The organism is Sphingopyxis sp. SCN 67-31 (assembly GCF_001725095.1).
This window is the reverse complement of the sequence record NZ_MEFH01000224.1, coordinates 1-5144: the sequence shown is the minus strand read 5'-3', so window position 1 is coordinate 5144 and position 5144 is coordinate 1. Positions and strand designations below refer to the sequence as shown.

The window sequence follows — 5144 nt, the reverse complement described above, 5'->3', positions numbered from 1 at the left end:
GTTGTTGAGCGCGTTCGACCATTCGATGATCGCGTTGAAGGTCAGCGGGCTTTCGCACAGGCCGAGGATCATCGTGTCGCGGCCCGCCTCGATGCGCTTGGCGATCGCAATCTCGCCCTCGCGGCTCAGCAGCTCGACGGCGCCCATCTCGCGCAGATACATGCGCACCGGGTCGTCGGTGCGGTCGACCGTTTCCTTCTTCTTCTCGACCGCGGGCGCGGACACCGAACCCGAATTGGCGGCGACGTCGATGTCGTCGTCGGCCTCCTGCTCGGCTTCCTCCTGCACGTCCTCGTCGCTTTCGACGATGTTGATGCCCATGTCGGAAATCGCCGACATGATGTCCTCGATCTGCTCGGACGACATCTGGTCCTGCGGCAGCGCCTCGTTGAGCTCGTCGTAGGTCAGGTAGCCGCGCTTCTTGCCGCGCGCGATCAGCTTCTTGACGTCGGCCTCGTTGAGGTCGATCAGCGGAGCGTCGGTTTCGGCGGTATTCTTCGTTGCCATGCGTTGTTCCTGCCTTGGGGCATCAAATGGTCAGAGCTGGCTGCTGTCGGACAGCGCGGCCAGCCTGCGGGTCAGTTCCTCGTCCATCGCGCGCAGTTTCTGCTGCCGCGCCAGGCCTTCGTCGTCCATCGTCCGCTGGAAATCCGCGGTCGCCTCGGCCAGCCGGGCACGGATTTCGGGCTGCGTCACCAGCACGCCGATATATTCGTCAAGGTCGCGCAACGCGGTTTCCCGCGCCTTGGCAACCCCTTCATCGCCTTCCAGCCGTCGATTGAACGAGAAGTGCATTCGGTCGGCTCTGAGCAATGCCATCGCCCTATTATACACTTTCATCGGCTCCAATATGGCAAGCAACCCCTCGGTATCAAGCCCTTCTTCGCGCATCGCGATGTCAAGCATCAGGCCGAGCAGTTCGGCGTCGGCGGAATCGGGCACCGGGAGTCGCGCCAGCGCCTCCTCGTGGCGGCGCAACACCTCGGGATAGCGCAGCAATCCGCCGATGCAGCCGCGGGTCGGGCTGAAAGCGCCGCCCGCCGCCGCGCTGCCCCTGCGGCGCCCACGGGACGCGCGGGCCGCGTTCGGGCCGCGCGCGCGCGAACAGCGTGTCGAGCCGCTCGCGAAAGGCCTCGCGATAATGGTGGCGCACGTCGGGGTCCTGGATCGCGTCGGCGTGGTTCAGCAGCCGCGTCTTGAGCGCCGCCCGCTCCTCCGGCGTGTTCAGCGGCGCCGCCGCGACCTCGTGCGTCCACAGCCGTTCGACGAGCGGCTGGGCGTCGTCGAGCACGCCGGCGAAGCCCTCGGCGCCCTTCGCACGGACGAGGTCGTCGGGGTCCTGCCCGGCGGGCAGGGTCGCGAAGGCGAGGCTGAAGCCGGGACGGAGCAGCGGCAGCGCGCGCGTTGCGGCGCGCATCGCCGCCTTCTGCCCCGCCGCGTCGCCGTCGAAGCAGAGCAGCGGCACCGGCACCATCCGCCACAGCAGGCCGAGCTGGCTTTCGGTGAGCGCGGTGCCGAGCGGCGCGACCGCGTCGGCGATCCCTGCCTCTGCGAGCGCGATCACGTCCATATAGCCCTCGACGACGATGACGCGGTCGGTGCGGCGAGATGCCGGGCTCGCCTTGTCGAGGTTGAACAGGGTGCGCCCCTTGTCGAACAGCAGCGTGTCGGGCGAGTTCAGATATTTGGGCTCACCGTCGCCCAGGATGCGCCCGCCGAACGCGATCACCCGCCCGCGCGCGTCGCGGATCGGAATCATCAGGCGGCCGCGGAAACGGTCGTATGGCTCCTTGTCGTCGACCGAAATCAGCATCCCGGATTCGACGAGCATCGCGGTGGGGAATTTCTTCAGCGCTTCCTTCAGCGCGCTGCGGCTGTCGGGGGCGAGGCCGAAACCGAAGGCGTCGCGGGTCGCGTCCGAAATGCCGCGCTTCGCCAGATAGTCGCGCGCCGGGGCGCCGTTGCCGCTGCCGAGCTGCTGCGCGAACCAGTCGGCGGCAGCCTGCACGACGTCGCGCAGGTTGGCCTGCGCCTCGGCCTTCTTCGCGGCGCGCGGGTCGGGGGCGGGGACCTCCATGCCGGCTTCGGCGGCGAGTTCCTTGACCGCGTCCATGAACGACAGGCCGCGCTGGTCGGTCATCCAGCGGATAGCGTCGCCGTGCGCGCCGCAGCCGAAGCAGTGATAGAAGCCCTTTTCGTCGTTGATCGTGAAGCTGGGCGTCTTTTCGTTATGGAAGGGGCAGCAGGCCTTGTACTCGCGCCCCGCGCGCGTGATCTTCACCGTCCGCCCGATCAGCGTGGACAGCGTGACGCGCGAGCGCAGTTCGTCGAGCCATTGCGGGGTGAGAGCCATCAGGACAGACTCTCGGATCCATTGCCGTTCATGTCTCGACTTCGCTCGACACGAACGGAAGAGGGGGCGATGGAGCGCTCTTTGGGCGGTTTGGCGAAATGGCTGATGGCTGCCCAATCCCCGCGGATCAGCGCTTCCTTCTTGGCGCGTGACCATTTCTTGACCCGCAACTCAGCTTCCAGGGCCTCTGTCCGCGTCGGGAAGTCCTGCGACCACATCAGCCGAACCGGCAATCGTGACGACGTAAAGCCTTCGATCTCCCCCGACTGGTGCTGCGCGATCCGGCGCTCCAGCTCATCCGTATGCCCGGTATAGTATCGCCCATCGGCATAAAGCAGGATGTAGGACCAGAACGCCATTCCCGCTATCTACCCGTTCGTGTCGAGCGAAGTCGAGACACCCCGAAGGCGTGCGCGATAGATGGGTGTCTCGACTTCGCTCGACACGAACGGAAGAAGGAAGACGGTTTTATCCGTTCTCAGCCCAGCGCCGCCTTCACCCACCCGCTCGCCTTGCTCATGTCGAGCTGGCTGCCGTGGCGGTCCTTCACCGCGGCCATGACCTTGCCCATGTCCTTGACGCTCGTCGCGCCGAGTTCGGCGACGATCGCCGCGATCGCGGCCCTGGCTTCGTCCTCGTCCAGCTGCGTGGGAAGGAAATCCTCGATCACCGCGACCTCGGCCGCTTCGGCGTCGGCGAGTTCCTGGCGGCCGCCCTGTTCGTACATCGCAATCGATTCGCGCCGCTGCTTGACCATCTTCTGCAGCACGTCGACGACCAGCACGTCGTCGTCGGCCGGCGGGGTGCCGGTGCGAAGCTCGATGTCGCGATCCTTGATCTTGGCCAGCATCAGCCGGATGGTGCCCAGACGCGCCTTGTCGCCGGCCTTCATCGCGGCAACCTGCGCAGCCTTGATGTCCTCACGAATCATTGCGTGTCCTCTTGCGCTGCCATTTCGGAAAGGAGCACCCTTAGCGGGAAGATTCATAATCCGATAGCTTGTGAATCACTTTTTTGGCGCATAGGTGATCGGCCGTTTAGCCTTCCCACCGGAGCATGCTCGATGGCACCAGCCACCCCGTCCGCCGCGCCTGAAGTCGCGCCCGCAAAACAGCCCGCCGGCGCCACCGGCGTACTCGTCCTCGCCGACGGCACGCTGCTGTGGGGCATCGGTTATGGCGCCGCCGGGGCGGCGGTGGGCGAGGTCTGCTTCAACACCGCGATGACGGGATATCAGGAGATACTGACCGACCCGAGCTATGCCGGGCAGATCGTCACCTTCACCTTCCCGCACATCGGCAACGTCGGCGCGAACCCGGAGGATATGGAGCGCGGCGTGCATGGCGCGGTGGGCTGCATCACGCGCGAACTGCCGACGGCGCCCAGCAATTTCCGCAGCGTCCAGACGCTGCCCGAATGGATGGCCGATCAGGGCGTGATCGGGCTGGCGGGGATCGACACCCGCGCGCTGACCCGCCGCATCCGCGACGCGGGGGCGCCGAACGGCGTGATCGCGCACAGCCCCGACGGCCGGTTCGACGTGGACGAACTGCTCGCCATGGCGCGGGGGTGGCCGGGGCTGGAAGGCCTCGATCTGGCGAAGGGCGTCAGCCGCGCGGACACGGGCGACTGGACCGGCGGCGCGTGGGCGCTGGGACAGGGCTATGCGAGCGCCGGGGGCGATGCGCGCCCGCATGTCGTCGCGATCGATTATGGCGCGAAGGACAATATCTTCCGCAACCTGGTGAAGGCCGGCGCGCGCGTCACCGTGGTTCCCGCGACCGCGACGCTGGACGAGGTGCTGAGCCACAAGCCCGACGGCGTGTTCCTGTCGAACGGCCCCGGCGACCCCGCGGCGACGGGGGAATATGCGGTGCCGGTGATCCGCGGGCTGCTCGACCGCGACATTCCGCTGTTCGGCATCTGCCTCGGCCACCAGATGCTGGGCATCGCGGTCGGTGCCAGGACGGTGAAGATGCATCAAGGCCACCGCGGCGCGAACCATCCGGTGCAGCGCGCGGAAGACGGCGTGGTCGAGATCACCAGCATGAACCACGGCTTCGCGGTCGACGCCGCGACGCTGCCCGCGGGCGTGGTCGAGACGCACAAGAGCCTGTTCGACGGATCGAACTGCGGCATCGCGATCACGGGCAAGCAGGCGTTCAGCGTCCAATATCACCCCGAGGCGAGCCCGGGGCCGCAGGACAGCTTCTACCTGTTCGAGAAGTTCGTGGGTGGGTTGACGTGACTCTAGCGCCTCTTGATGAGGAGTTGCTCCTTGCTTTGAGGCAAGGGCAACACTTCAAGGATAATCCCGGCAATCCTAAGACTATGTGCTCAAAGGACGGTCGAGAGGTTGATGCTGCATCACGTCGACTGATGGCGACTGGCTTTGCGGCTAGAGTCATAGATAGTGAACGACCAAATTTGATTCTCTTGAGAATCACTGATGCAGGGATTGGTAAGGCGGACATCCTTCTAGAAAGGCGTCGCGTCGCCCTAGAAAGAGCACGTACGCCGACGCTTCGCGATCGAGTAGTCAAACTTCCTATTGGCAAGGGTGTGTGGGACGTTTTGAAGATCGGCCTCGGCGCGGTCTTGGGCGTTGTCGCAGCAAAATACATCGGAAAATAGAATGCCCAAAAGAACCGACATCCAATCCATCCTCGTCATCGGCGCCGGCCCGATCGTCATCGGTCAGGCGTGCGAGTTCGACTATTCGGGGACGCAGGCGATCAAGGCGCTGAAGGAGGAGGGCTATCGCATCGTCCTCGTCAACTCCAACCCGGCG

The 5144-nt window shown here is 65.6% G+C and carries 5 protein-coding genes and 1 pseudogene; 2 read left to right on the top strand and 4 right to left on the bottom strand.

The window, feature by feature from the left end:
* From ABS88_RS24680 to ABS88_RS24665, 4 genes and pseudogenes are all read right to left on the bottom strand, one after another.
* Positions 1 to 507: RNA polymerase sigma factor region1.1 domain-containing protein (locus ABS88_RS24680; protein ID WP_286750889.1), on the bottom strand; the 507-nt coding region annotated here is incomplete at its 3' end.
* A 30-nt stretch (positions 508 to 537) separates the two neighbouring features.
* Positions 538 to 2353 (bottom strand): annotated as a pseudogene (dnaG, locus tag ABS88_RS24675) (DNA primase).
* Positions 2353 to 2712, bottom strand: coding sequence for a GIY-YIG nuclease family protein (locus ABS88_RS24670; RefSeq protein ID WP_104959788.1), 360 nt, complete (start codon positions 2710 to 2712; stop codon positions 2353 to 2355). Before ABS88_RS24670 ends, dnaG begins: the two are co-directional and overlap by 1 nt.
* A 119-nt stretch (positions 2713 to 2831) precedes the next feature.
* Positions 2832 to 3284, bottom strand: a complete 453-nt coding sequence (locus ABS88_RS24665; RefSeq protein ID WP_067105413.1) for a GatB/YqeY domain-containing protein — start codon at positions 3282 to 3284, stop codon at positions 2832 to 2834.
* Between the two features lie 132 nt (positions 3285 to 3416).
* Here ABS88_RS24665 and carA point away from each other — a divergent pair, with 132 nt between their 5' ends.
* Positions 3417 to 4601 (top strand): glutamine-hydrolyzing carbamoyl-phosphate synthase small subunit, encoded by a 1185-nt coding sequence (gene carA / locus ABS88_RS24660; RefSeq protein ID WP_104959787.1) that lies wholly within the window; start codon positions 3417 to 3419, stop codon positions 4599 to 4601.
* 387 nt (positions 4602 to 4988) lie between these two features.
* Positions 4989 to 5144: carbamoyl phosphate synthase preATP-grasp domain-containing protein (locus ABS88_RS25145; protein WP_502686191.1), on the top strand; the 156-nt coding region annotated here is incomplete at its 3' end.

Bases quoted from the DNA above. Each gene is read 5' to 3' on its own strand.
- ABS88_RS24670 (WP_104959788.1), bottom strand. From the start codon at position 2,712: ATGGCGTTCTGGTCCTACATCCTGCTTTATGCCGATGGGCGATACTAT.
- ABS88_RS24665 (WP_067105413.1), bottom strand. From the start codon at position 3,284: ATGATTCGTGAGGACATCAAGGCTGCGCAGGTTGCCGCGATGAAGGCC.
- carA (WP_104959787.1), top strand. From the start codon at position 3,417: ATGGCACCAGCCACCCCGTCCGCCGCGCCTGAAGTCGCGCCCGCAAAA.